The organism is Pseudomonas sp. MM213 (genome assembly GCF_020423045.1).
In the GTDB taxonomy this organism is placed as follows: domain Bacteria; phylum Pseudomonadota; class Gammaproteobacteria; order Pseudomonadales; family Pseudomonadaceae; genus Aquipseudomonas; species Aquipseudomonas migulae.
On the sequence record NZ_CP081943.1, the window covers coordinates 1,954,687 to 1,978,374 of the forward strand.

The 23,688-nt window shown below is 52.6% G+C and carries 25 protein-coding genes, 1 tRNA gene and 1 pseudogene; 12 read left to right on the forward strand and 15 right to left on the reverse strand.

Annotation, left to right across the window (positions count from 1 at the left end; genetic code table 11):
* Positions 1-13: 13 nt before the first annotated feature.
* Genes K5R88_RS08820 through K5R88_RS08840 form a run of 5 tightly spaced genes read left to right on the forward strand, consistent with a single transcriptional unit; the run spans position 14 to position 4,995 of the window.
* The gene (locus tag K5R88_RS08820) at positions 14-1,393 is read left to right on the forward strand and encodes a diaminobutyrate--2-oxoglutarate transaminase family protein (RefSeq protein WP_226299776.1); all 1,380 of its coding nucleotides are present in this window, start codon (positions 14-16) and stop codon (positions 1,391-1,393) included.
* Positions 1,390-2,691 carry a SidA/IucD/PvdA family monooxygenase gene (locus tag K5R88_RS08825; RefSeq protein WP_226299777.1) on the forward strand — a complete coding sequence of 434 codons (1,302 nt, stop codon included), beginning with the start codon at positions 1,390-1,392 and terminating at the stop codon, positions 2,689-2,691. The genes K5R88_RS08820 and K5R88_RS08825 overlap by 4 nt, the downstream gene beginning before the upstream one ends.
* Entirely contained in the window at positions 2,684-3,943 is a 1,260-nt protein-coding gene (locus tag K5R88_RS08830; RefSeq protein ID WP_226299778.1) for an NAD(P)/FAD-dependent oxidoreductase, read from the forward strand. Before K5R88_RS08825 ends, K5R88_RS08830 begins: the two co-directional genes overlap by 8 nt.
* Before the next feature lie 28 nt (positions 3,944-3,971).
* On the forward strand, positions 3,972-4,598 hold the full coding sequence (locus tag K5R88_RS08835) for an FMN-binding negative transcriptional regulator (RefSeq protein WP_226299779.1): 627 nt from the start codon (positions 3,972-3,974) through the stop codon (positions 4,596-4,598).
* Positions 4,599-4,605: 7 nt separating this feature from the next.
* Positions 4,606-4,995 (forward strand): tautomerase family protein, encoded by a 390-nt coding sequence (locus tag K5R88_RS08840; RefSeq protein ID WP_226299780.1) that lies wholly within the window; start codon positions 4,606-4,608, stop codon positions 4,993-4,995.
* Between the two features lie 785 nt (positions 4,996-5,780).
* Here the strand turns inward: K5R88_RS08840 and K5R88_RS08845 are convergent.
* The 3 genes from K5R88_RS08845 to K5R88_RS08855 form a co-directional block, all read right to left on the reverse strand.
* Positions 5,781-6,146, reverse strand: coding sequence for a histone-like nucleoid-structuring protein, MvaT/MvaU family (locus tag K5R88_RS08845; RefSeq protein WP_226299781.1), 366 nt, complete (start codon positions 6,144-6,146; stop codon positions 5,781-5,783).
* 328 nt (positions 6,147-6,474) lie between these two features.
* The gene (locus tag K5R88_RS08850; protein WP_329959899.1) at positions 6,475-6,954 is read right to left on the reverse strand and encodes a hypothetical protein; all 480 of its coding nucleotides are present in this window, start codon (positions 6,952-6,954) and stop codon (positions 6,475-6,477) included.
* A 167-nt stretch (positions 6,955-7,121) separates the two neighbouring features.
* The gene (locus K5R88_RS08855; protein WP_226299782.1) at positions 7,122-7,421 is read right to left on the reverse strand and encodes a hypothetical protein; all 300 of its coding nucleotides are present in this window, start codon (positions 7,419-7,421) and stop codon (positions 7,122-7,124) included.
* Positions 7,422-7,619: 198 nt separating this feature from the next.
* On the opposite strand from K5R88_RS08855, the gene K5R88_RS08860 reads away from it, so the two are divergent.
* Positions 7,620-7,919 carry a hypothetical protein gene (locus K5R88_RS08860; protein ID WP_226299783.1) on the forward strand — a complete coding sequence of 100 codons (300 nt, stop codon included), beginning with the start codon at positions 7,620-7,622 and terminating at the stop codon, positions 7,917-7,919.
* 79 nt (positions 7,920-7,998) lie between these two features.
* On the opposite strand, the gene K5R88_RS08865 is transcribed toward K5R88_RS08860, so the two are convergent.
* The 4 genes from K5R88_RS08865 to K5R88_RS08880 are packed head-to-tail and all read right to left on the reverse strand — an operon-like array spanning position 7,999 to position 9,993.
* Positions 7,999-8,358 (reverse strand): hypothetical protein, encoded by a 360-nt coding sequence (locus K5R88_RS08865; protein ID WP_226299784.1) that lies wholly within the window; start codon positions 8,356-8,358, stop codon positions 7,999-8,001.
* Positions 8,359-8,403: 45 nt separating this feature from the next.
* Complete coding sequence (locus tag K5R88_RS08870) at positions 8,404-8,808, reverse strand: DUF6957 family protein (protein ID WP_226299785.1); 405 nt, start codon at positions 8,806-8,808, stop codon at positions 8,404-8,406.
* Between the two features lie 7 nt (positions 8,809-8,815).
* Entirely contained in the window at positions 8,816-9,208 is a 393-nt protein-coding gene (locus K5R88_RS08875; RefSeq protein WP_226299786.1) for a hypothetical protein, read from the reverse strand.
* Between the two features lie 47 nt (positions 9,209-9,255).
* Positions 9,256-9,993, reverse strand: a complete 738-nt coding sequence (locus K5R88_RS08880; RefSeq protein WP_226299787.1) for a metallophosphoesterase — start codon at positions 9,991-9,993, stop codon at positions 9,256-9,258.
* A 242-nt stretch (positions 9,994-10,235) separates the two neighbouring features.
* On the opposite strand from K5R88_RS08880, the gene K5R88_RS08885 reads away from it, so the two are divergent.
* Positions 10,236-10,703 (forward strand): helix-turn-helix domain-containing protein, encoded by a 468-nt coding sequence (locus K5R88_RS08885; protein ID WP_226299788.1) that lies wholly within the window; start codon positions 10,236-10,238, stop codon positions 10,701-10,703.
* A 407-nt stretch (positions 10,704-11,110) separates the two neighbouring features.
* On the opposite strand, the gene K5R88_RS08890 is transcribed toward K5R88_RS08885, so the two are convergent.
* Complete coding sequence (locus K5R88_RS08890) at positions 11,111-11,767, reverse strand: Bax inhibitor-1/YccA family protein (RefSeq protein WP_226299789.1); 657 nt, start codon at positions 11,765-11,767, stop codon at positions 11,111-11,113.
* A 123-nt stretch (positions 11,768-11,890) separates the two neighbouring features.
* On the opposite strand from K5R88_RS08890, the gene K5R88_RS08895 reads away from it, so the two are divergent.
* The 3 genes and pseudogenes from K5R88_RS08895 (at position 11,891) to K5R88_RS08905 (ending at position 13,135) form a co-directional block, all read left to right on the forward strand.
* Positions 11,891-11,978, forward strand: a tRNA-Ser gene (locus K5R88_RS08895).
* Positions 11,979-12,131: 153 nt separating this feature from the next.
* Positions 12,132-12,632: pseudogene (locus tag K5R88_RS08900) on the forward strand (phosphoadenosine phosphosulfate reductase family protein); the annotation flags it as partial.
* A 272-nt stretch (positions 12,633-12,904) separates the two neighbouring features.
* The gene (locus K5R88_RS08905) at positions 12,905-13,135 is read left to right on the forward strand and encodes a hypothetical protein (RefSeq protein ID WP_223449385.1); all 231 of its coding nucleotides are present in this window, start codon (positions 12,905-12,907) and stop codon (positions 13,133-13,135) included.
* A 90-nt stretch (positions 13,136-13,225) separates the two neighbouring features.
* Here K5R88_RS08905 and K5R88_RS08910 read toward each other — a convergent pair whose 3' ends face one another.
* From K5R88_RS08910 to K5R88_RS08925, 3 genes are all read right to left on the reverse strand, one after another.
* The gene (locus K5R88_RS08910; RefSeq protein ID WP_226299791.1) at positions 13,226-14,119 is read right to left on the reverse strand and encodes a DUF2971 domain-containing protein; all 894 of its coding nucleotides are present in this window, start codon (positions 14,117-14,119) and stop codon (positions 13,226-13,228) included.
* Between the two features lie 480 nt (positions 14,120-14,599).
* Entirely contained in the window at positions 14,600-14,743 is a 144-nt protein-coding gene (locus tag K5R88_RS08920) for a hypothetical protein (RefSeq protein WP_223449387.1), read from the reverse strand.
* Positions 14,744-15,018: 275 nt separating this feature from the next.
* A complete protein-coding gene (locus K5R88_RS08925; RefSeq protein ID WP_226299792.1) occupies positions 15,019-15,264 on the reverse strand; it encodes a hypothetical protein in 246 nt (81 codons plus the stop codon).
* Positions 15,265-16,134: 870 nt separating this feature from the next.
* On the opposite strand from K5R88_RS08925, the gene K5R88_RS30800 reads away from it, so the two are divergent.
* Entirely contained in the window at positions 16,135-16,284 is a 150-nt protein-coding gene (locus tag K5R88_RS30800) for a hypothetical protein (RefSeq protein ID WP_329959900.1), read from the forward strand.
* Positions 16,285-16,324: 40 nt separating this feature from the next.
* Here the strand turns inward: K5R88_RS30800 and K5R88_RS08935 are convergent, their stop codons facing one another.
* The 4 genes from K5R88_RS08935 to K5R88_RS08950 all read right to left on the reverse strand — a co-directional run bounded on the left by K5R88_RS08935 (position 16,325) and on the right by K5R88_RS08950 (position 22,557).
* Positions 16,325-16,606, reverse strand: a complete 282-nt coding sequence (locus tag K5R88_RS08935) for an excalibur calcium-binding domain-containing protein (RefSeq protein ID WP_223449389.1) — start codon at positions 16,604-16,606, stop codon at positions 16,325-16,327.
* Between the two features lie 270 nt (positions 16,607-16,876).
* Entirely contained in the window at positions 16,877-17,899 is a 1,023-nt protein-coding gene (locus K5R88_RS08940; RefSeq protein ID WP_226299793.1) for a fimbrial protein, read from the reverse strand.
* Between the two features lie 81 nt (positions 17,900-17,980).
* Complete coding sequence (locus K5R88_RS08945) at positions 17,981-19,195, reverse strand: EAL domain-containing response regulator (RefSeq protein ID WP_226299794.1); 1,215 nt, start codon at positions 19,193-19,195, stop codon at positions 17,981-17,983.
* A 149-nt stretch (positions 19,196-19,344) separates the two neighbouring features.
* Entirely contained in the window at positions 19,345-22,557 is a 3,213-nt protein-coding gene (locus tag K5R88_RS08950; protein ID WP_226299795.1) for a hybrid sensor histidine kinase/response regulator, read from the reverse strand.
* Between the two features lie 230 nt (positions 22,558-22,787).
* Here K5R88_RS08950 and K5R88_RS08955 point away from each other — a divergent pair, with 230 nt between their 5' ends.
* On the forward strand, positions 22,788-23,687 hold the full coding sequence (locus K5R88_RS08955) for an EAL domain-containing protein (RefSeq protein WP_226299796.1): 900 nt from the start codon (positions 22,788-22,790) through the stop codon (positions 23,685-23,687).
* The last annotated feature ends 1 nt before the right edge of the window (position 23,688 follow it).

The window sequence follows — 23,688 nt, forward strand, 5'->3', positions numbered from 1 at the left end:
AGGAATGTCAACCATGACTGAATCATCTATCGATTTTCTCACGCGCCTGGAATCCAATGCCCGGACGTACGCTAGGAATATTCCGACAGTTCTGAGCCAAGGTGCAGGCACCGAGGTTGTAGACATCGATGGGCGCCGTTACCTGGATTGCCTTGCTTGCGCAGGTGCTCTTCCCCTTGGACATAATCACCCATTTGTTCAGCAACGCGTCATCCAGTTTCTGCAGTCCGGGCAGTTGCAACAGGCCCTCGATATCGCGACTCCGGCAAAGCTGCATTTCGTCCAGGAGCTCTACGAGATGCTTCCGCCTGCCTTCGCCAAACGAGCGAAGATCCAGTTCTGCGGGCCTACGGGAGCCGACGCCGCCGAGGCTGCCCTAAAACTGTTCAAAACCGCGACGAAACGCCGCCCGATCATCGTTTTTCAGGGTGCTTATCACGGTATGACTCACGGCACGCTCGGCATGATGGGCAACCTAGCACCCAAACAAGAGATTACTGGCCTGCCTGGCGAAGTGCACTTTCTGCCCTACCCCTACGTATATCGCAGCCCATTTGGCGCCGGCACCAGTCCGGAAGAGACAGAACGGCTCAGCCTCGTTTGCCTGGAAAACGCCCTCAGCGATCCGGAAAGTGGCATTGGTAAACCGGCAATGGTTTTGCTTGAGGCAATCCAGGGCGAAGGGGGCTGCATTCCAGCAAGCGCGCATTGGCTGCGCCAGGTGAGGGAAATCACCCAACGGCATGACGTTCCACTGGTCATTGACGAAATCCAGGCCGGTGTTGGTCGCAGCGGCGACCTGTTCGCGTTCCAGCAGGCGGATATCGTGCCGGACGCCATCCTCCTTTCAAAGGCTATCGGTGGTGGCTACCCACTGTCTTTGTTGTTGTATTTGGATCAATACGACCAATGGAAGCCGGGAGCACACACCGGTACGTTCAGGGGCAATCAGATCGCTCTGGTCAGCGGAGCCGCAACCCTGGAGTTCATCAGAAATGAAGGGCTGCTGGATCACGTCAAGGTTGTCGGTGATCAACTACGCCAAGGCCTGTTGCAGCTGCAGAATCGCTATCCATGCATCGGTGACGTGCGTGGAAGGGGTTTGATGCTCGGTATGGAGATGGTTGAACCGGATGGCCGCGTCGATGCACTTGGACACCCACAGGCGGCGGGAGCCATAGCTGCAAGTGTCAAGCGTGCGTGTCTGAACGAGGGCCTGATTATTGAAACGGGAGGACGTCATGGTGCAGTACTGCGCTTTCTCCCGCCCTTGGTAATCACCAGTGCTCAAGTCGACCTAGTATTGGAGCGGCTTGACCGTGCTCTGGCCACACAAATGGTCAGTTCAACTCGGGTCACGAAAGGTACTCGTCACGCGGAGGTGCTGGCATGAGCACTCCTGGAAAGATCTTTGATGTTCTGGGTATCGGATTTGGCCCAGCAAACATCGCATTGGCAATCGCCCTGGAAGAATTGGCTCCAGGGACGAGCGTCCAATTTCTTGAAAAGCGCCTGGGCCCATTGTGGCAGCCGAACATGCTGCTGCCGGGCTCGGATATCCAGAATCATCCGCTGCGAGACCTAGTGACCCCACGCAATCCGCGTAGCCGTTACACCTTCACGAACTTCCTGTTTGAACAAGACCGCCTGTACGAGCATTTGAACCTTCCGTTGCATCATCCCCTGCGTGCGGAATATGCCCAGTACGTTTCTTGGGCTGCAGATTTCTTTGAAGACATCGTCGCCTACGGTTGTGAAGCTGCATCGGTGGAAGCAGTAAACCCATCAAATGGCGAAGGCGCCCACTACAAAGTGTGCTGCGTCGATGGCCGAGTATTTCTTGCTCGTTCTTTGGTGCTCGCCCCTGGCCGTACGCCTCACATTCCTGCCCCTTTCGCAGGCATCAAAGATCGACGCGTCCGCCATTTAAACGACTATTTGCCCGCCCTCGCTGAAGCTGTGGCTGCCACCGATGGACGATGCCGCATAGCCGTAATCGGCGGCAGTCAGAGCGCGGTAGAGATTTTGCTTCACGCCAGTGATCAGACTGGCGTACGAGAGGTCGTTGGGTTCACCCGTAATTTTGGCTATCGCCAGAAGGATACAAGCCCGTTTTCCGACGAGGTCTACTTCCCCTCATTTGTGGACACATTCCACAACGCCAGCGCAGAACATAAGGCGCGGTTACGTCAGGAACTGGTGCATACCAATTATTCGGCTGCGGACATCGATGTCCTAAACCAGCTCTATGTACGTAAATATGAGCAAATGCTGAAAGGTGAAAGTCGGTTGCAGCTACGAACGTGTGAGGACATGGTCGGTTGCATACCTTCCCCTACCGGGGTGCAAATCGAAAGTCGGCAGTATCTTCAAGGGAGCATACATAGCCAGTCGTTCGATTTGGTGATTCTGGCCACGGGTTTTCTCGACCTCGGCACCGGAGATCGTCAGGAGCCCTTCCCGAGCTTGCTAGCCCCAATCGCCCGTGAAAATGAAATCGACACGTTGACCATTGCCAGGGATTATCGCGTCGACTTGCTCAACGGCTTGCCCACCTACCTCAACGGGTTGTGCGAGTCTTCACATGGCATGGGGGACGCAGGCTCGTTCAGCTTGCTGGCGTTACGTTCACAAAGCATCGTGGAATCACTGACCAGGAACTCGGAAGCCAGGGTGCAGCGCCATGCTTAACCAGGCCATAAGCGAAATGCTGGCGGCGCCCTCTTGTTGGCAAAAACAACTGCCCTGCCGCACCGCTCGCGCCGGTAACCTTCCGTTTGAAAGTGATGTAGTGATTGTGGGAGCGGGAATTGGCGGATTAGCGGCAGCGCTACGGGCGCTTGAGTCAGGTTACTCGGTAACCGTGTTGGAAGCCGGGGATGTTGGCTCTGGGGCAAGCGGTCGCAATTCGGGCTTCGTGGTTCCCATACCATCGAGGCACTCGCCGGAGTCACTCCAACGTTTGCTTGGCGAGGATACAGCGCCATTTTTAGCCGCTCTGAGCGAAACAGCGAAGGCTGTGTTTGAGTATGCCCCATCGGATTTAACGGTCAAAGGCTGGGTACAACCAATGGTTGGAGCTGCGGGGGTTGGGGCCCATAAACTGGCCAAGGATTGGACGCACCTGGGGGTCAAGGTAGACCCCATGGAGCCCGAAGCACTGGAAACGGCATTAGGGACTACTGAGTATGCCGAAGGCCTCCATTTTACCGATGCTGGTGCAATCAATCCCCTGGCATTCGTGTACCAACTGGCAGACACGGTCAACCGCAAAGGTGGGCATATCATCGAATGTTGCAGTGCGCTCGATGTTCGACCGCAGGGCGGCTGGGTCACCGTCCAAACTCAGCGGGGTGAGATCAGGGCCGGGCGCGTATTTATGGCCGGCAATGCCTATGGTTCTGCGGCCAGCCGTACGACTCGGCGAGCAGTTAGTCCGCTAGCCCTAACGCTTGCGACTTTCGCCGTACCGCAGCTGTGCCGTGCCGAAAGACTGCTGCCATTTTCAGACAACCGCAAGGACATGTGGTTTGCACGCCGCTTGGGGCCTACAAAGCTGCTGACGGGCTGCTTCGCGTTACCGCTCCAGCGTTCTGCCGCTTGCAGTGCATTGCTCCAGGATCGCATCAAGCGCCTCTACGGCACTGTTGTGCAAGAACCCGAGCAACAGTGGGCCGGGTGGGTGGGCCTCACTACAGACGGGATGCCGAAGGTTCACCAGCACGACGAACGAATCATGGGGTGGAGTGGCTGTAACGGTCGAGGCATTGCGCTTTCAATGCTGATGGGGCGAACGTTGATGGATCGACTGTGTGGGGTCAACGGCCTACATCTGCCGCCTTCATCAGGCACTTACAAGACGGGTAACGCCCTGACTTGGCTGGCGCAAATGGTCATCGCACTTGATCGCCGGAAACAACGTCGCACCGTGCTTGCGTCCTGATCTTATCTACCAAATTCGAGTACACACTATGTCTGCCTGCCCCTTTCATTACCCTCAATACCGTTCCACAGACAAGGGATTAATCGACCGTTTCGTTGATGTGTTTCCGCTGGCAATGATCACATCGCATCGGGACGGACAATTTCTTTGTAGCCACATTCCGCTATGGCGTCAGCCGGATGGGTCGTTGTTCGGACATGTCGACGGCAATAACTCACAGTTCAAAGGCGAAAAGTCTCTGAGTGCTCAAATCGTCTTCATGGGGCCATCGGCTTACATTCCTCCACAGGCTTACGTCTCGCGCCAACTCCCCACCTGGAATTACCTCGCCGTTCACATGCAGGCGAACATAACTGTGGTGGACGCCCCACACCAAAAGCTCGAAATCCTCGAGAAAACCGCAAAACGGTTGTCAGAGCAGCCCTCTGACTATCAGGTCGACGAGCGCGACCCTCGGGTGATATCGAACCTGCCACACATTCTTGGGTTGGTCATACAGCCGGAAAATACCGAGGGGCGCTTTAAACTCTCCCAAGACAAATCCTCGCCGGATTCGTCAGCGGCTCTGCGGTGGTTACTCGAAAACCGAAAACACGATCATGCCGAGCTCCTGATGGAGCTCCTGCACGCCGCTACCAAGCCGCATTCAAACTGAGGTCAGTATGCCCATCGTTAGAGTAGAAGACCCTGTACAGCGTGACGCCGATACCCAACAAGCCATAATCGAGACAATTTATGGTTGCTTGAAATCGGTGTTCAAGGTCAGTGACGAAGAGCTCCAGGCGCGCTATGTCTGCTATGACAAAGACCACTTCCGTTCCCCAGGAGATCGCAGTGAGTTCATCCAAATTGAAATCACGGTCTTCAAAGGACGCAAGCTGGAAACCAAGCGCCAGCTTTATCAGCTGATCAGTAAAAGTATCGCTGCGCAGCTCGATATTTCAGAGCATGCCCCTCTGATACTGCTGGTTGAGCAAGAGCCAGAGAACTGGGGTATGCGTGGCGGAGTGCCGGCGAGTGAGATCGACTTTGGATATGCTATTTCCATTTGATATCGCTCCGCTTTTGCATCAATAGCCTATGCAGGTCAGTTTCAGCTTTGAGCTATCTGCCGGTTGCGCTGACCTAGCATTTAGCATTTGACCGACGCTCTGCGGAATTAAGGTTTTTTGATTATTTGACTTGGCAAGTGCCTCATCTTGAGCCTTTCGCAGCGTAGACTCGGTGTAAGCGTCTGTCCAATACACCTTGCGTAATGAAACTGATCTTCACTGGGTTGAAATCGCAATCGCAACGTCAGGGATGCTGGAAGCGATGCCTTAAGCGCAAATGGACGTGCGCGTTGTGAGCAGTGAAGCCGAAGTCAGAGCGATGAAGGTAAGACAGGTGTGCCCATGTCAGCCGCGAACTTACCCGTTGCTCTACAACCCTCGGGGGACTGAATATGCCATGTTCGTCGTGATTGCTGTCATCGCATAAGAGGTTCTTGAGGACGGATAACGTGGGGACGACTTTAAGTCCAACCTTTACGCGGCAGTGTCACCTGATTACTCGGCAAGCTAGGCTTATAGCTTGCTGAAAAGCCTCTCGTACTACACCTGATGATTAATATGCTCGACTGGGATAGCCTCCGTTTTTTCTTTGCCTTTGTTCATGAGGGCACCTTAGCCGTTGCGGCACGCTCGCTGGGGGTGGAGCACGCGACTGTGGTTCGCCGAATAGGTGCCTTCTCCGGACGCTACTCAGCATGCGCGTAATTGTCATGCACGGCGGGAAGCTTGCTACCTCACCGCTGTAATAAAAAGGGCCTAAATGGCCCTTTTGTACTCAAACCAGATCACTTGGTCAGCCAAGACTCAACCTTGTCGGCACCGTATTTCGCTTTCCATTCCTTCAGCGTTCGATGGTTACCGCCTTTGGTTTCTACGACTTCGCCAGATTCCGGATTTTTGTAGACCTTTACCTGACGTGGCTTTCTCGTACCGGATTTTGCCTCGGCAGCTGGTGCGCGACGACCAGCCTTCGGATCAAGCAAGTTGATCACGTTCGGCAGGCTGTAGCCGTACTCGGCAAGCAGAGCGCGCAGCTTGGTTTCGAATTCGATTTCTTTTTTGAGGCCAGCGTCGCCTTTCAGCGCTTCGAGAGCTTGAAGCTGTTCGGCGAGGTGTTTTTCGAGTTGGCGGAATTCTGCGAGCTTGGACATGACAGGTCTCTTTTCAGTAGTTACCTAACAGTATATTGCAAATCGGTCGGGGCAATAGGGACTGCTGGCGACAACTGAGATAGAAACGGAGAGGCCAAAACTCAGCAATAATTATGGCTGAGCCATAATTTGGAATAATTAAGTTTGCCGTTACCGAGAACGCCTCTGATGGCAATCTTCGTTTCACTTGCAGTACACCGCCCACAGCTGATCAACCCGCGTCGTGGAGCACTGGCTCATTATCTCCCGGCGCATCCTTCAACCCGGTTTGGTGGCACACCTCTCCAAGCTCCGTTGCAAAAGAAGCCGTCGAATTGGGATGCGCCCTCTAGGGCGACAAAACAAGCCGGGGGGCCAAGACCTTGAAAAGCTCTGCAAGCATCCGCGCATCTAGCAACGCATGGTGTGGCAGATCAGACAGCTCTACCTGTTCAAGAGCTTCCGCATTTACCTGATTGAAAAGGATTGTGAGGTTGGTCGGCTGATTCATAACCTGGACTGGCAAGGGTTGATGATCTGCACAAGCGAGATCATAGAAAAATCCCCGATCCCAATGTGGCGCATCTGAACACACCTCAAGCTCCTCGTCGAAGCAGCCTAGAAACTTCCGAAGCGTGGCTCGAGCTTCGACAAGCGACTGACCATATCGCGGAGGATCAAGCTGCGGCAAAACGTTCCGGATGACGAAATCACTGCAGTCCTCGACCGAATAGGTATCCGTCAATTCAACATAGAACTCGTCGCCTGACTCCGATACCAGCGCTAGAGATATCAGAGTCCTGATTGAGCTGGGTAAATTCGCAATCAAGGAATATCTTCAGCGACCTAATCCTTTTCAACGATTGTTAGCGTGGCCTGTCATTGGAGCCCGTGTTCGTCCCACTATTTACAGTACCGATGGATTTCCGAGGAGCGTAACTACCAGGTCGGCCGAGTAAGATGAGGCGCTGCATTTATGATTGGACGTGGGGTCTGTCAATCGTCCCCCTTGGGATCGAATTTGTCCCCATACCTAGCGTGTAGCGCGCGATTACGTTCGATCCGCCTGATCCACGGATCGTAGTCCTCGGGCAACGCGGCGAGCTTAGCGCTGATGATCATTTGCACCGCTTCGTCACGCAGTAATCTGCTGGTCAGCTCGCGGTATTCGCCAAGCGTAACCACACCATAAATGGCGTGATTGTCTTTTACATAGAGGTCGGTCATTCCCACCCGCATATGGCCATATTTTTCTACGTCATCGGGGTAGATGTCCTCTAGGCTGAGGTATCCCATATCGCACTCCGGGCTAAGAATGTACTCGCTGAATAGCACTGCCTGTGCGCTCCACAATGTTTAAAGACGCCACCGAAAGCGTGCACCATCATTGAAATCGTTCCTTCGCGCCAGCGCCTACAAAAGCCAGCCAACAACAGGCGATATAGTGTGCGCATGATAGCCTCCGCTCAGTTATCACCGTTCTGAGAATCCGCTTTGAACACACTAAACGCACATGCCGATTTCAACACCCTGATCAACGCACCGAAATTTTCCGATGACCCCGTTGGGCACCGGCAGAAAAAGCGGTGGCAGCTCATCGCTGAAGACATCTACAAAAGCATATCCAATGAGGCGTTGCTCGAAGCAAGAGGCAGAGCCGAAGGCTACATTCATGGCCTTGTGGACGCTGGGCATTTGTCGACGAGAGACACCGACCGCGACTACCTCATTTTGAGCGTCGTTCAAAGGCGACGTGAGTTTTTGCAGAGATTGTTGAACGACTACGGATACTGAACCATGAATGCTCATGTGGCTGAGAGTTGCAGCCTATGAAGTAACGAATGGCTGATGCACTCCAGACAATAAAACTGATTTATCCGGTGCGTTCACCTGAGCGGAGCAATTCAAGAAAACTACGTCGCCCGCCACCACGCTTGAAGCTAGCAATAACGTAGTGATCTTCCCCCGTAGTCAGAATCCAGAAACGGCCCGCCTTCCGAGCAGACTGAATTTTGGCTGTTTGAATGATTGAGCAATCAGCGTGACGCCCTGACTCATCCTTTCGAGTATGGTCGAATACGACGCCTAGACAGGTATCGTTGACGATGATGGCGTCGCTAATGAATGCCGTGATAGTGGGGATATACCGCTGATTGGTGGCTCGAACCAAGCGGCCTAGCTGAAAGTCAGTCAGCCACTTGCTATGAAACTCGACTTCGATTATTTCGGACATTCTAAGCTCCCAAGCCCCACTGCGGAAAATATTGTGGGGGCACATTTAACCCGCCTTCATGGAAAATGCAGTACCCACACTGGCTTCTTTCCTTAAGCCCGATCCCCAGAGGAGGTAGACCGTACTTTTGGTTTCAAACATGCAGCCTTCAGTGAAGGATTTTCCGAAGTTGCTGCGTACCCACATATTTGGTTGAAAGCGCGCTCCGCTGTCCAGGACTACCTCATGAGCAAATAGCGTCGCAGGAAGCAGACCAAGCATTGTCAGTTTTTCCTTTTCATCAGGCGTCACCGTGAGGTCGATCAAAATCCACTGCCGCACCACGCAGAATGCTTTGTCTGGGAATGCCTTTGCAGCCATAGCGATCAGGTCTTCCTGAGAGCCTTGCCAACCGATCGATTCATCCCCTGCTCCGTAAAGGAGCTGCGAGATTTCATTTAAGGTCACCATGTGTATCTCACTTCGGTGAAGGTTCAGGAACGCTTGTGTAGGTCTGTCCCGCGACGGTTACGAATTCGTAGATCGGCGGTTCTTTACCAGGATTTGTTAGTCTGATTTCTGAAATCGGCTCCATTAGACGTTCACCTTGCCGGTTCATCCACGGTGGAGAGATGAGGTATACCTTAGTAACAGCAAGAAATTCTGGGTCTCCCGAACTGCATATGGTTTGAACCGTCTCCGTGTCGCTGATGAGGCGCACGTTTGGCCCGAAAGCCCCATCGAAAAACCCTACTCCTTCTACTAAGAAAGAATATTGGTTGTGACTAAGATCAACGGATTTCCATAACAGAAGATTTTCATCAGACATTTTGAATTTGCCTTGCAGCTGACTCTCGTTTGTTCTGAACACAACACAGCTCCTGACTAACGATTTTTTTCTTTAGCGCCCATCTTAGTTCAGATAGTAAGTACTAGATCACTTACAAAACCGGTCTCTTCGAAAGGATAGCCCCTTGGATTAGAGGCATAGCGGATGCCATCTATAGTTTTCTCGTAACCGACGTGCGTATGTCCATGCAACCAAATGTCTATATTGCATCCTGCGAACTCCTGCCAGTCGTTGACATAAGCCGCAGCCAAATGCCCCATTTCATACTTGATTCCAGGCGCGCATTCCGGCAAGGGCGCATGATGGGTTACCACCACTGTTTTTCCTTGGAACTGAGTAGATAGTTCAGCCAATAACCACTGTTTCGCAAATTGCGACTTTTTCTGAATTTCGATTGGCTTTACGCGACGAAACTGAGCTCCAGTTCTGATCTGTTTGTAGTCATTCATAGATCCCTGCGCGCTATGAATTGCAGAACTGACATCTCCAGTTGAGTAAAAATCAGTCCAGCCGGTTGTACCAAGAAACCTTACTCCATTGATCACTACTTGTTCGTTTTCTAGAACGTGAACATGCGGGAGCGCCTTAGCACGCATTTTTTCCAAGGTTCGGTCGAGGTGTCCTTTGTAGTACTCATGGTTTCCGGCGACATAGATCACTGGGCAGCAAAAGGTTCTATTCGCCCACTCCACCCCCCTAGCCAGCAGATCAATGTCGCCGGCCAGCACAACAACATCTGCATCGTAGACAATCGGAGAAAATTCTTGGAATTCGATATGGACGTCAGATAGCAAGTGAATTTTCAAAATCTCAACCTTTTAAAGGCCCATCCACGCTGTCAATTTATGGCTAATATTTCACTGCCGATATTTAAGACTGAAAATGCACCTACTAACGTATCTATATAGATGATCCGCCACCCCGTGATTTCTGAGGTGTCGCTTGAATCTCAGCTAAGCCCAACAACATCCCAGTACAGGAAGTATATTTCATGGCGTGGGATTGATCAATATGGCCTTATCCTCCCTTTTGAGGATTCGCCATGGTCATGAGGCAATCGCTGGCGGCAGTACTTCGATTGGTACGTTCCTCTCGCGGCCTTTCGAAGGAGGATCTCCAAGGTCAGGTTGAAACTAGGCATCTATACAATCTCGAGAACGCAAAGACGGGCGTTACCCTCGATATGCTGAATACGATCTCCTCGGCATTGGATGTCGATCCATTGGCGCTACTTGTGGTCGCATCGTGCTTTGAGAAGAAATTATCTCCCGAAGAATCTCTCGAGAGACTGTCTGAAGAAGTAAAGCGCCTCGTTGCCTCGGGTGTAGTAAACGGGTTGTCCGGGCAATTCGCTGACGGCACGCTTAAGCCCATCAAGGGTGGCCCACGCTCATCGCCCGATAAAATTGAAGCCGTGCTTCGTTGCCGATCTCAGGGAATGACGCAGAAAGAAGCTTCTGAGGCGCTTGGAATTCCCACATCAACGGTCAACCGAATTTGGCGAATGGCGAAATAGGCAGGCATCGAATGGCAGCGAGGGTGGATAACGCTCATTTCGGCTTTTACGAACATGAATGTTAGGCTTGATCGGCCAACGGATACTGCCAATCCTTCTTTTAAACGACTCTCCCCCACTCCTTTTCATCCTTCCGATTATGAGGAAATGGGTTCCATCCGCCAGGCCGAGCATCAACTCGAGCTAACGGGGCATCAGCGAGCCGTCGATGGGGCTTCCGGCATACGTTTACGCCTGAGTGAAAAATGCACCTGTTTCATCCATGCGTAAGAAACTGAATGTTTACATTTTCGACGTAATTTACGCGAATAATTGTAGGTTTACATTTTTTGACAAACGCCCAAAAAAAATGCCGCCTAATCGGCGGCATTCCTTGGTTTTGCGGGGCAGAACACCCACCAACCCCCTTACTCGTCACGTATACCTAAAATCGACGTGAACATTAAGTAGATCGACACATACAGGCTGATGGTCGCCATGATGTAGTTGCGCTCACCGCCGTGAATGATGGCGCTGGTCTGGAACAGAATGCAGACCGAGGAGAACAGCACAAAACCTGCGCTGATCGCCAGTTGCAGACCGCTGACCTGGAAGAAGAAGCTCGCCAGCGTCGCACCCAGCAGCACGAAGAAACCTGCGGTGATGAAGCCACCGAGGAAGCTCATGTCCTTACGGGTGATCAGCACGTAAGCCGACAGACCGCCGAACACCAGCGCCGTCATCGCGAACGCTGAGCTCACTACTTCTGCGCCGCCCTGCATGCCCAGGTAACGGTTAAGGATCGGGCCGAGCAGGAAACCCATGAAACCGGTCAAGGCAAACGCCGACACCAGGCCCCACGCGGAATCACGGAGTTTGTTGGTTAGGAAGAAAAGGCCGTAGAAACCGATCAGCACCACGAAGATATTCGGGTAGCCAACACGCATCTGCTGGGCGACGAACGCCATCACGCCGCTGAATGCGAGGGTGAGAGCGAGCAAGCCGTATGTGTTGCGCAGGACGCGGCTAACCTCTAGCTGCTCAGCCTGCACGCTGTTATTAACTGCGTAATCCTGTTCGCGCATGGCGACACTCCTGTTGGTTTGAAACGTTCAGTCGCAAAGATCATAACAGACGCTCTGTAACAAGCCATGCACAGAGTTTGACAGTGTGTTTCATTCAGGTATTATGGCGCCCGCAACGCAAACGGAGGTGTGGCCGAGTGGTTTAAGGCAACGGTCTTGAAAACCGTCGACTGTAACAGGTCCATGAGTTCGAATCCCATCGCCTCCGCCATCTTTATACGACAAAGCCCTGATTATTCAGGGCTTTGTCGTTTCTGGGGTTTGAGAATCGGCGGCGATTTTTCGAGGCGCCAGAAAACTATTTGGTAGTCGTTACAAACTTCCCAGCTTTGCCCCTCCTCCGGGGTCCTGTCTCCACAAGTAGCTGCGCAGCTTGAGATTGTCGACCGAAGACAATCCCGTGGACATGATGACGGGCATTGGAGCCGACGAGCCACGCAGGGTAGCGAAGATCCGTAGCCGGAAAAGCACCAGCGAAAGTAAGTGGGCTACGATGGTCATGCCGCTGGCTGATGCTGGAATCGGTGTACAGGACGTGACTGACATCTGGGCCGTCCAGCCTTTCGATCTGATGCTTCCGACCATCAACGGTCGGACTCTTGAAGGCAATTGTGACCTGTGCTTCCTCAAGGGCGCGAATCAGGTTTATTCAATAATCGCCAGCGACCGTGGGGAACCAGTTCGAAAAGCTGACTGGCGGGCTCGCATGGAGCGTACCGCTGTTTCCAGCAGCGGCATCACCGGTAATGGCGCCCTGTTCAGATTCGACCGTCCCAGCTACCATCCGATGCTCGACTACTCCGATATCCAATTCGACATGTTTGCCGACGCCACAGAGGCCATTGCCTGCTTCTGCGGCGACTGACTCCATGCGCAAACTTTTTTATTTTCAATGCGCAAACTTTTTGGCCGTTTTTTGGGGCACTACCTAACCACTCTTAGGTTTAGGTGAGGAATGTTCTTCATCCAAAACTCTGGAGCTAATGATGCCTTTCGGACTGATCGTTTTGTTCGCGTTGATGATTTTTATCACCCTCTTCGGTGGTTGCAGTGCCTAACGCAACAATTCAAGTGGCCGATCTAGATCGGCCTTCCCCCATTTGACCGACGCCGGGCATGCCCGGCTAAGGACGCCCCATGCCCACAGAAAACAAACCGGCCGAGCCATTCGGCCCAAACGGTCGCACCTTCCATATTGATCTAAGCGTGCGCGGCGCACTGCGTGATTTTAGCAACCGCCAACTCAAAGGCATGTTCCGCTTAGAGTGTGGCCGCGAATGCACCGCCGACGAGGCGAAGGACCATCTGCTCGAAGCGCTGGCCCAAGGCAAGGAGGTACTGCCGTTCGGGCCACCTTGCGAGGGTTAAGATTTTGCCAGCAACGGCTGCCGCGGCCACGACAACCCGCCGCCAGCAATGGGTACCCATAAACTTGTAGCAAGAGCTGTAGCCCAAAAATCAGGCAAGCATCTGAGCGATTTTTGATAGTTTATGATGCTCAATAGTCCAACGAGCAACATCCCCCCATTGCCCTACATCGTTTTTGAAAATATGTGCGGTGCGCGGAGTAAATATCGGACTACCGTTACCAACAGGGCTGTCGTATTTGACGTATTCCCATCTAAAACCAAAGCCATTATTAGAGATAGCTGCTATGGACATAGCTATACTAGTATCCTTAAGCAGCTCCCATATTTTCCTTTGCTCAAGCAAGTCAGACCTTTCCCCCAAACACACTGATTTAATGCACTCCATAGGGACTTTCTGGATATAGACTCCAAACCCTTTGTTCTCTCCTGCGCGCTCGCATGCTTTTAGACTTCGAGCAATCCGATACTCTGACTCATATGCCCAAGCATCAGACTTTACGCAAAGCTCTGCTATGGGAATATGCCCTCCGGCGGAGAGATAATAACTAATATCCTTTTTAGGCCGAGCACTCGCATACTCGACTTCAATCAATCCCTCGAAAAACTTGTGATCGGTTTCAAATTCAACAACGGCACCTGCGTATTGCTCAGCATAATGCGACCACATCAGCAAAGAGTCATTATTCTTGCTTAGGCAAAAAATTCCAACATTTTCGTTCAGCGATCTAACAACATCTCGTGACTGGACATCGTTACAGTAATCATCTTCAAAATCATATGACAGACTAACCAAGTCACTTGGACGGCGTGGACCAATCAAGTCGAAACTTATACTTATTGGCTGCTCAGCGGTTCCGTTTGGCACAAAAATTTCGGGCAACAGTTCAAACGGATCATTAAACGCACCCGGCTGAGTAAACCTAACCCCGCCGGTCAGTACTCGCTGCAATCCAGCCATGTCGACATATTTAAAAAGTCTCACATCAATTCCTTCCCTGAAGCAACGAGCTAACAAAATACCAGATTCGCGAAAAAATCAGCTAACTCCCCTTCCCCTTCAAAGTCAGCCGCTATAGCGGCAAAGGAACAGTCATGCCTGAAGAAAAGTTGATTGGCCCCGTTGAAGTTGTGCGCGACGAGCATGGGTACTGGTACCACCTTGACATCCCGGGCTTCGATGAAGACGCCGAAGCTTAGAAGGCGTGGCTCGATGCCCAGGGCTTGAAAGTAGTCGGCTGGCACATGGACTCCGATATGGAAGCCCACCCTTACTAGGAAGATGGCGAGGCCCATTGTCTCGGCTGGCAGCCAGAAAAGCCGCCTGCGTACGAGTGGTTCCTGCTCGGCATTTTCGACACTGAAGACGGCCCATATGTGCAGTGGGCTCGGCGCGAGGTGACGCCATGATCGCCCTCGCCTGGCTCGCCTACGTGTACTGCTACAAGGGGCCGCGGTGATGACCTCAGGCTTTTTTCTTACCCTTGCCCCATCCGCACACCATTAAAACCAAGCCTGCGATCCACAAGCCAGGCGCGGTGATAGCAAAACCACAAACGGCCAGTGTTATCCCTGTCAAAAACAACGGATTTCGAAACGCCTTCTCCATAGCAACCTCTCCTTTATTTCTCCCATTAAACCACAAGGCCTACCGGTGAACGGCGGGCTTGCACCTGGAAAAAGATCATGACCATCACTGCACCGGTCATCCGCTACCACAGCGCGAAGTTCCGGCTCGCGCCATGGGTGCTTCAACACTAAAACAGACCAGGTCCGCTTGATCGGAAACAGCGTTTATCCGGATGAGGCGGAAGCCTTGGTCGGCGCCAACGCCGCCGACATCATTGATGTTTTACCAGCGCCTCGCAGCCTGACCCACTTATTTCAAGATTTCGCTGAGCTGCGTTGAAACAGCATGGAGTAAGCGTAATAGCCAATATTGACCTCTGCGACTGCCATCACCCCAATTACGAAGCCAAACATAAAAGATAAAAATATAAAACCTGTCGCAATCACCCCTACAAACCATTTAAGGATTAGCAACGCCTTTGGATCAAGCAACCGCATTCCATTCAGGACAAGCGCTAAGGCAACTCCTATTAACAAACCGACGACAATGCTTAAAAACATGGGTCAACTCCCTTTGGTTAAAGCCCGGGAGTTTACCCCAGGCCGCCCCCAATCTCACCACTCCACCGCCCGGGCATGACCCGGCATAGGGCGCCCCATGCCCACGCAGCGGTGGACCGATGTAAAAAATCAATCTATTCCGAAGCGATCGATGTCCTAGAACGACTCGCCGAGCTGCCAGATCGCTCTTTAGTGGCACGGTGCAATAAGGAAACGTTGTAATCGTAGGTCGATATCAACGGCACTGGCCCCTCGTTCCGAGCCATCCCGAGCCATTGCCTTGTTCGTTCAACGTCAAAGAGTTCGTTCTTGAACTTCATCTTCGCAACAAGGTTTGCTGAGACCCTGAAGTGTCCACATCCGGCCGAGCATTTGACCTCGGACCAGCATCCTGTCGTGTGAACAATCTTAGAAGCAGCTTGGCAAATTAAGCATTGCATGTCCGATCTCCATTTCGATGACCAACTCACTGTAGCCGAACACTGGCCAAGGCTCCTCCATGCCCACAGAAAACAAACCGGTCGAGCCTGGCGTTGACCTGAACACGCCAGATGGCGGACGCGGTTACATAGCCCACCTGCTCAAGACCGTGCTCAAGCATCACGACTATCGCCATTACATCAATGGATGGCGAGGACGGTTACTGCCGGGACATCGTGTTTGCAGTCAAAGATCTCGGCGTGCAGGTGAACCCATGATCGCCTCATTCAATCGCACCCGGCGCTGTATCGAAAGGCCTGGCGTGACGATGAGCACTCCGAACTAGCGTACGACCAGAAATCGAACGCCAGGCATTGCCTGAGCGTGGGAGGTGGAACCGATTATTGGGGTGACGGGCTGGATGCTTACACCACCTGGGCGGACTGGAAGATGAATTGGCCTTTCCATGGTTCGTTCGAGGAATACCCGCATGGGCATGACCTTGCTCACTACCCGAACACGGGAGGCTTCAAGCCGACGACTCAAAACCTGCTGAAGCTGGCCGCCAAGTGCGAGCTGGCATCCAAAGCAACGGCCTAAGCCCTCTTCCACCTAACAGCCCGCTGCTGAACGGCGAATGTCACCGGCACCACTGCATCTCACAGGGGACTCCGTCATTGTCGCCATCCATTTTCATTCCTGGACAATTTTGCAGAAAGTTTTTCGCCTCTGCGCATGAGGTCATCTGCGAGCAGTATTTGCGCCCATCGCATTTGACTGGAGCCGAAACAGGCTTCGGCACAGCCACGACCGTAGAGATGATCGGGGGCGTCGATAGCCGAGCCTCAGCCCAGGACTGTAATTCAGGAGAAAGCTTCCAAGCCAACAGACCAACAACAAGCACAACCAAAATCAGTTTCATCTTGATCCATCCATGATGAGAGACCGTTTGCGTTCTCACGTTGCCTGCTTTCCAGCGTAACCCACAAATTCACATACAGCCTGCCGGTTAACGCCGACACGGATAAGAATCAACGGCGCCTGCTGGAAAAGCAGAACGCCAAGCTGCCACCGCACCTTCAGCAAGTGCCGCCAGATCAGTGGCCAGGCTTCAAGCCTTGCCGGGGCCATAGCTGTACGCCAACCTCACTGCCACCATAACGGGTCGGTCGTGAAATCGGGTACCAAGCGTCTATTGATAAGACATTGTGATGGTCATTCCCGCTTTTACTTTGCCTGCAACAACGGGGGCGGTAGTTTTGAGATATCGAACGGTAAATGATTTTCCTAGACGACCGCCGGCACTTGTGAGCTTGCCAAAGTCTCGTTGATTAGTAGTGCCTATCGCTGATGAATCAGGACCGAAACTTACGGGCAAACCGTTTTCCAGAACTTGAAGGGCAAAACCTGACGCGGAGTCCGGTACGTTCGCCAATCCAAGCGTCGATGAGGTATTTGTGGGGGATGAGATATCGGTGAGGGTATATTTCACGTTTAAGTTTGATGCTACTGCCCCGCAATCCAAATCGATAGAAAATGGGGTTTCTCCGGCCGTCGTTTGTGCATTCCCCAAAGATCCGATATCTACCGTCGGCAGTTTTATTGCCCCTGGCACGCTGAGCTTACAGGCAGGGAATTTCACATTAAGAGTCGTTCCCTGAGTCCTTATGAACCCGAAACCATAATAGTAGTTATCCACGTAAACATATATACCGTGCCGCATAACTGTGATTGATGGAATGTTTATTGTCCCCGGCTGCAGGCGTTCTGTGGCAACAAAGCGAATTCGATATTTACCTCTCGCAGCCGCAGCCATGATTCCAGTATTAGAAGTCCACATTCTAATTTCAGCCGATGACATGAAAGGCACATAAGAGTCATTCACATCGCCAGCGGCCATAATTATGCCAACACCCTTGATACCTGAATCGTGAATTATATATGAGCCTCCTTCAAAGACTAACGTTTGTGCCGTTCTAGCAACTACATTATTTGCGTACGAGAAGAAATCGGATTTTGATGACATGTCTTTACATACCCCCAGTATTGTTCCTGCAGACTCGTGCCAAGAGTTTGAAATTACTGTTGGCAAGGCGACGTCCCTAACCTCCAGCGAAAGGGCAGGAATAGAAATTGTGCCGTCGTCGAATGTACAGCTTGTTGCAGCAAGTAAATTACCGCTAAACAATGCACATACTATAAATAATGCTCTCATAAAGTTCTAATACCGTTGCTGCCCATTGTCCAGTCGAAGCGGACCGTATGTCTTTCTTGATTTGCTCCGGCCTCCATAAACCTACTTCATTTCGGCTTTCTTTCCGGACCCAGCGCGCGCCGACAACCAGTGCAACAGATCCTCGCCGGGCATCGGTCGGGCGTAGAAATAGCCTTGCCCAGAAGTGCAACCCAACTCCAGTAACAGGTCATGTTCTTCTTTATTCTCAATGCCCTCGATCACCACCGACATTCCCAGGCTTTCACCTAGCGCCAAAGTACTGGAGATGGCTGCCCGGCAGCGTGGCTCATGTTTGAGAGTGCGGATAAACTCGCCATCGAGTTTGATCTCGTTGAACGGCAACTGACATAACCGCTGCAACGACGAGAATCCCGCCCCAAAGTCATCGATCGACAACTGGCAGCCCATCATTCGTAACCGCACCAGGGTTTCCAGACTAGTGACTGGACTTTCCAGCAACCCGCTTTCCGTGAGTTCAAAAGTCAGGCTGGAACCCGCCGCATTGTGAAATTGCAGAATGCGTTTGACGATTGATGTGAGGTCGCTATTGGTCAGTTGCGTTACGTGCAGGTTGAACGCCAGGTTTAATACAAAGCCATCGCTGCGCGCTTGTTGTTGCAGGCGCAGCGAAGTATCCATTTGTGCGAATAACAACTCATCAAGCAATCCGCAACGTTCCAGCACTGGCATGAACACCGCCGGGGACAGAATGCCTGAAGCAGGATGCTGCCATCGCGTCAGCACTTCCACGCCTTTCACCTCCCCGGTACTCAGATTCACTTTGGGCTGATACCAGGCTTTCAGCTGTTGCTCGCGTAGCGCTCGACGAACCTCATCTTCACTGGCCAACTCAACAGGGGCGCGAACTGGCGGCACAACATCCGAACCACGCAAGTGCTTTTTCAGCAAGACGTCCAGAGCAGGCGCCTGCATCGGTTTACCGACATCACCGAGCATTTCCAGCCCCAACAACGACACGATCTGCTGCACCGCCCGACGCAGGTCGGCGGACAGCGAGCTGCTGATGATCACAGAGCCTACGAGCCCCGAGTGGCCGACTCGCTGAAGAAACTCCAGACCATCCATGCCGTCCATACACAAGTCACAGAGGGCAATGTCTACCTTGCCCACTTTGTGTAAAACATCGAGTGCCTGGACGCCGTCTACAGCCTCGAAAACTTCCTGACAGCCAAGCTGGCGCAGCATGCTGACCGCGACTGAACGCTGAAAATCATGATCTTCAAGCACCAGTACACGTAGAGGAAGACGCTTCATGGAAATCAGCTCGGTGATGGGGGGCGAACCATCCTGCCTAAAGCTGAAACAAATCTAATTAGGAAATATCTGACATTCGCGAGGATAAATCTTACGTCGATGAATTTCTCTGGCGAGGCCCCAATGCAATATGGGCCGTTGAGCACGTCTCAGTTCGCGCGGATAGCTTGTTCCACGCGCCGAACAAACTGATCGACTTCGACTGCACAATAGTGGCCAGAGCTCTCGACCAATCTCTCCACTTCTCGACAAAGAACAATGAGGCTTTTGGCTTTGCCGACCGCAAGAGCGCCACGAATCCGGTGCAACAATCTAACGGTTTTTGCAGCGTCGGCTTCCTTCATCGCGGCTTTCAATCCACTCAAATCTTCACGAATGGTGAGCATGAAGAGCTCAACCATGCGCTCTGGAATCTGAATCCGGTCTTGAGGGTCCGTAGCCTCGATCACTTGTGCGTGGTCGAGCACTGGTTGGTTCATCGTACTTTTCAGGCTCAAGTAAAGGCCTTGAATGTCGATGGGTTTGGTCAACCAATTGTTCATGCCGGCATGTATGCAGCGCTCGCCCTCTTCTCGCAATGCATTGGCAGTAACGCCGATTATGGGTATCTCCAGATCCCGCTGTCTTACGGACTCCGTAAAGTCATAACCGTCCATGACGGGCATGTTGACGTCCGTGAGGATCAGGTCATAGCGTCCGTGTTCAAGAGCTTTCAGCGCTTGAACACCATTCGATGCCACCTCGACCGTACAACCGATGGCTTGCAGTTGCTCTTTCATCAACCGCTGATTGACCGGGCTGTCTTCAGCCAGTAGCACGCTCAGGCCCAAATGACGTTTATCGGGGGCGATTGCATTGGCAATGGGCTCGGGCATGGCACCGGTGACGGCCATGGCAAGGGCCTGGCGCATGCCCGAGAGGCTGTGCTGGCTGACCAGAATATCTTTGCCAATGACTTGCGGCACTTCACTGAAGTCATGCTGGGCAAAGACTTTGACGCCCCCCCAATCAAGCACTGGCAATTGTTCAGGCATGACTTCCAATAGCGCATCGTGGAATGCCTGGACTTGAGTCGAAACAATCACGCCAAGACGCTCCAGCCATGCAGTCAGACTCTGCGTCAATGCCGGGTACGGCGTGCGCACCAATACGCTCTTACCGGATAACAGTTGATCGGACACAGGGATCATCGCCGGTTTCAGGACATCCACCGTTAACGCGAAAGTGAACTCGCTGCCCTCTCCCGTTTGACTGCTGACCCTGAGCGTGCCGCCCATCATCTGGCTGAGCATGGAACATATGGGAAGGCCCAACCCTGTGCCCTTGATCGTGTGTTGCTTGCTGTTGGCCTGGAAAAAACGCTCGAACAAGCGCTCCTGGTGAGCTGGCGAAATACCCGGCCCGGAATCGACGACTCGCCACTCCAATCCGGCTTGACCATTAGGGTTGTGGGTCACAGCCACAAAAACCGCTACCTGCCCACTGTCGGTGAACTTGATTGCATTGCTCAGCAGATTACTGATGATTTGCCGAATACGAAGACTGTCCCCTGATACCTCTTGAGGCAGGGCCGGATCGATGCAACAAAAAAGTGATAAGCCCTTACTCGCAGCGGTACCTGCGAAGAGGCGAATGATGTCTTCAATAAGATCCAGCGGATTGAATTTGATCGGCTCAAGAACCAGTTGTCCTGCTTCGATTTTCGACAGATCCAGGACATCGCTGATCAAATGCAGCAGAACGTCGGAGGAACTGTTTATCGTCGCGAGGTAAGCTCGTTGTCGCTCTTCCAGTTCTGTCATGCCCAGTAATTCGAGCGTTCCAAGCACACCGTAAAGCGGCGTGCGAATTTCATGGCTGATCGTTGCCACGAAGTTGCTTTTTGCTTCGTTGGCCGCATCTGCGGCCTTGCGCGCAAACACTAGAGTTGCCGCCGCCTCGCGATGGGAAGTTATGTCCGTGAAGGTGCACAGCAAAACCCGCTCGCCCTGATAATCTGTCGGGGCAAAACGAACATGCAGCGATCGTTCAACCGTCATCAGGCAACCTTCGCCCGAGAGCGCCTGATCCTGGTCGAACATAGGCCAGTCACGCATCAAGTCGTGAAGATCTCCGGCATCACCGAGCCACTCGGTAAACAGCTCGTTTTGGGTGACCTGCTCCAAACCCTCCGCTCTTATGACGCACAACGCCAGCGGCACCGTTTGCAGCAGTGAATGATTAAAGTCGTGATTAACCAACAACTCCCGATAGTCCGTACTTGCAGGTACCAGGACACGACGCCGATACCAGTTAATCAGCCACCAGCCACCGGACACACACACCATCAACAAACCCGTCAGCCCCAGTAGCGGCCATCTCGCGTCGTGAATAAGTCGCTCATAACTGATGTAATACAGCGCCTGCCAGGTTCCAATAGTGCCGGCACTACGCTTGATCAGCAGACCGGAGGTGGTCAGGTGCAGGCCGTTTTCGTATTCACGAATATCAGTGTTCTGTGAACCGACCAGCACGCTACCGTCAGGTGCTATCAAATCAATCGATTCAAACGCAGGCAGATTGTAAAACTGCTTGTCGATACTGATGCCGAAGGCATTGAACTCATTGAGTTCCAGCAGGGTTGCCACGATTATTTCCGGGGGGTTGTGGCCATCTGCACTGTATTCATGGGATTGGTCGGAGATATAGGCCAGCAGTTCCCGTCGGCCATCCGCCAGAAAGCGTCTACCGGGTGTCCAGTGCACAATCAAATCGCTTTTTTTGGGCGGATTCCTGGCAATAGTTGCCTTGACCTTTTCGATGACCGGCAACAACGCGGGCTCTGAATCCGCAGGCTCCGCGTCAATCGAAGGCACCGCTACATCAAAACCATCTTCCAGATCGAACAAAAACATCTGAGGCGCGGTAAACGATGATCCACCCCAGAAATCACTGTAGACATTGGCCATGCCACGAGCTTGATCCAGTTCCCGAGCAACCGCGCCACTGACCAGCAAGTCGAGGCGATCAGGCCCGAGAACCGATACCGTGGTCGAAAACTGTGAGGCCCTGCCCTCATAGAGGCGCAAGTCGCCCATTGGACGCTCATCAAAGACATAACCGACGCTTTTCTCCGGTTTGTAATCAACCGAACCACTGGCCTTTATTGCTCGCAACAAAAACGTTTCGTGATCGTTGGCGCGCGCTACCAGTCTCAAAAAGTGATAGTTGACTTTGACAAGTTCGCCCCTGACTACTTTGTAGGTTGCCCAATAGCCGACAACTACAAAAAACAGCAGCAACAAAAAAGAAACGATCAAACCAAAACCCAGACGCAGGGAGATTTTTTCCAGCCGCCCTACTCTTGATTGCCTATAACGCATAAAAACTCAAATCAGACGGCATCAAGCCACGTCCGTAAACCATCAAAAAATCCCCCGCCACAGAAGCGTTTTCGCTCCCTTTGCGTGCTGACAAGCCATGAAAGCAGAGTCATTGAAGCCTGTAAGATTAATCCTACAAGCGCTGTAGAAACCGCCGACCGACAGTCTGCCTGAGCTGCGCCAAGGTTCACAAACAGTTTCTCTTACCTGTTTCTGACCTTGGAGCGTCCATGAAAAATTCGAGTGTGAAAAATCTGGATTTGCTCGACCGCGCTCGATTGTCGACAGCAGAAAAAGATCGCAATCCATCTTCAAATCCACTTGTTGCGGCGCCGTCTGGTATCACTTCATACGAAATATGCCGGGGGCTGCGTAATCATGAGTTCGCCTCTTATTACCAACCGAAGTTGTCACTGAAAGATGGCACCATTACTGGCGCCGAAGTACTCGCGCGCTGGAATCACCCGCAGCGCGGAGTATTGAGCCCGTCGCAGTTTTTACCGGCGATTCAGCACCACGACCTGATCGACGAGCTGTTTTTTGAAATGCTCGAGCAGGGCGTATTGTTGCGAAGGACCTTGTCGGCGTTCGGTTTTCCCATGGAACTCGCCTTTAACCTGCAACCTTCGCAACTGGGCTGCAAGTCATTTTCCGCGACGATCCGTCATTGGCTTGAACAGTATCAATGCCCCGCCAGCCGAATCACGTTTGAAGTCACCGAAACCGGCTCGATGCACTTGTCGCCGGCTTGCCTGAAGAACCTGTTGCAGCTGCGAATCCTCGGTTGCAACCTTTCAATGAACGACTTCGGCACCGCGTTTTCCTCCCTCGAACACTTGTGCGACCTACACTTCAATGAGCTGAAGCTGGAAGGTTCTTTCGTGCAACGCCTGCACTCTCATCCCTCCTGCCGGATCGTAGTGGAAAACACCATTCAACTGGCAAACACCCTCGGCCTGTCGCTGGTTATCGAAGGCGTGGAAACCGTCGCGCAAATGAAAGAACTGGAAGCGCTGGGCTGCCCGATGGTTCAAGGCTTTGCGATTGCCCGACCGATGCCGGAGCAGCAGTTCATCGACTATTGCCTGCAATACATCGCCCTGCCCCGAAACACCTCGCTCTGCGCGTGAT

Excerpts from the sequence above, each read along its gene's own strand:
- K5R88_RS08820 (WP_226299776.1), top strand. The coding sequence starts at position 14 with ATGACTGAATCATCTATCGATTTTCTCACGCGCCTGGAATCCAATGCC.
- K5R88_RS08825 (WP_226299777.1), top strand. The coding sequence starts at position 1,390 with ATGAGCACTCCTGGAAAGATCTTTGATGTTCTGGGTATCGGATTTGGC.
- K5R88_RS08830 (WP_226299778.1), top strand. The coding sequence starts at position 2,684 with ATGCTTAACCAGGCCATAAGCGAAATGCTGGCGGCGCCCTCTTGTTGG.
- K5R88_RS08835 (WP_226299779.1), top strand. The coding sequence starts at position 3,972 with ATGTCTGCCTGCCCCTTTCATTACCCTCAATACCGTTCCACAGACAAG.
- K5R88_RS08840 (WP_226299780.1), top strand. The coding sequence starts at position 4,606 with ATGCCCATCGTTAGAGTAGAAGACCCTGTACAGCGTGACGCCGATACC.
- K5R88_RS08845 (WP_226299781.1), bottom strand. The coding sequence starts at position 6,146 with ATGTCCAAGCTCGCAGAATTCCGCCAACTCGAAAAACACCTCGCCGAA.
- K5R88_RS08855 (WP_226299782.1), bottom strand. The coding sequence starts at position 7,421 with ATGGGATACCTCAGCCTAGAGGACATCTACCCCGATGACGTAGAAAAA.
- K5R88_RS08865 (WP_226299784.1), bottom strand. The coding sequence starts at position 8,358 with ATGTCCGAAATAATCGAAGTCGAGTTTCATAGCAAGTGGCTGACTGAC.
- K5R88_RS08870 (WP_226299785.1), bottom strand. The coding sequence starts at position 8,808 with ATGGTGACCTTAAATGAAATCTCGCAGCTCCTTTACGGAGCAGGGGAT.
- K5R88_RS08885 (WP_226299788.1), top strand. The coding sequence starts at position 10,236 with ATGAGGCAATCGCTGGCGGCAGTACTTCGATTGGTACGTTCCTCTCGC.
- K5R88_RS08890 (WP_226299789.1), bottom strand. The coding sequence starts at position 11,767 with ATGCGCGAACAGGATTACGCAGTTAATAACAGCGTGCAGGCTGAGCAG.
- K5R88_RS08905 (WP_223449385.1), top strand. The coding sequence starts at position 12,905 with ATGCCCACAGAAAACAAACCGGCCGAGCCATTCGGCCCAAACGGTCGC.
- K5R88_RS08920 (WP_223449387.1), bottom strand. The coding sequence starts at position 14,743 with ATGGAGAAGGCGTTTCGAAATCCGTTGTTTTTGACAGGGATAACACTG.
- K5R88_RS08925 (WP_226299792.1), bottom strand. The coding sequence starts at position 15,264 with ATGTTTTTAAGCATTGTCGTCGGTTTGTTAATAGGAGTTGCCTTAGCG.
- K5R88_RS30800 (WP_329959900.1), top strand. The coding sequence starts at position 16,135 with ATGAATTGGCCTTTCCATGGTTCGTTCGAGGAATACCCGCATGGGCAT.
- K5R88_RS08935 (WP_223449389.1), bottom strand. The coding sequence starts at position 16,606 with ATGAAACTGATTTTGGTTGTGCTTGTTGTTGGTCTGTTGGCTTGGAAG.
- K5R88_RS08940 (WP_226299793.1), bottom strand. The coding sequence starts at position 17,899 with ATGAGAGCATTATTTATAGTATGTGCATTGTTTAGCGGTAATTTACTT.
- K5R88_RS08945 (WP_226299794.1), bottom strand. The coding sequence starts at position 19,195 with ATGAAGCGTCTTCCTCTACGTGTACTGGTGCTTGAAGATCATGATTTT.
- K5R88_RS08950 (WP_226299795.1), bottom strand. The coding sequence starts at position 22,557 with ATGCGTTATAGGCAATCAAGAGTAGGGCGGCTGGAAAAAATCTCCCTG.
- K5R88_RS08955 (WP_226299796.1), top strand. The coding sequence starts at position 22,788 with ATGAAAAATTCGAGTGTGAAAAATCTGGATTTGCTCGACCGCGCTCGA.